Genomic DNA, 492 nt, shown 5'->3' with positions numbered 1-492 from the left:
GCGTTTCCTTGCCGTGCCCGCTATACCAAATCTCGATCGGCCCGAGCGGATCGCGATCGACGTAGCCGAGAATCATCAACGTCGCGCGGCCGCGAACGGAGATGCGCAGATAGCGATAGCGCGCATCCAGCGCCGTGCGCGCGACCTGATGGTTGCCGCCGCCCCAATAGACGCCGGCCACGTCGGCGAGGCCTTGCATCGACGTCGAGCAACCGCATAGCACGATGATCCAGAGCGATACCAGTAGACGCACGGGCATGGTGAAAGGAGAGGGCGGTGTTTTCCATGTGTGCATAAGCGAAGGGCCCCGTTGGGGCCCTTCGTCCGAGGCGAGCCGGGCGCTTTCAGTGGGTGCCCGTCGTGCCGGTGCTGCCGCTGCTGCCGTTGCCGCCGGAGCTTGCCGCGACGCCGATTCCGACGGCGGCCGCGACGCCCGCGCCGACCGCCGCGACCGTGCCGACGCTGACGCCGCCGGTGCGGGCGGCGCGGCAA

1 protein-coding gene is annotated in these 492 nt (G+C 68.9%); it reads right to left on the bottom strand.

The annotated features are described in order from the left end of the window. The coding region (locus tag J5M58_RS26440; protein ID WP_207880310.1) for a hypothetical protein at nt 1–199 on the bottom strand (199 nt) is incomplete at its 3' end. Between the last annotated feature and the right edge of the window lie 293 nt (nt 200–492).

Origin of the sequence: Pseudomonas sp. 32_A, from assembly GCF_017490905.1 — a bacterium.
Taxonomy (GTDB): domain Bacteria; phylum Pseudomonadota; class Gammaproteobacteria; order Pseudomonadales; family Pseudomonadaceae; genus Aquipseudomonas; species Aquipseudomonas inefficax.
The sequence above is the reverse complement of the archived record's forward strand: the minus strand, read 5'-3'. Positions and strand labels throughout refer to the sequence as shown.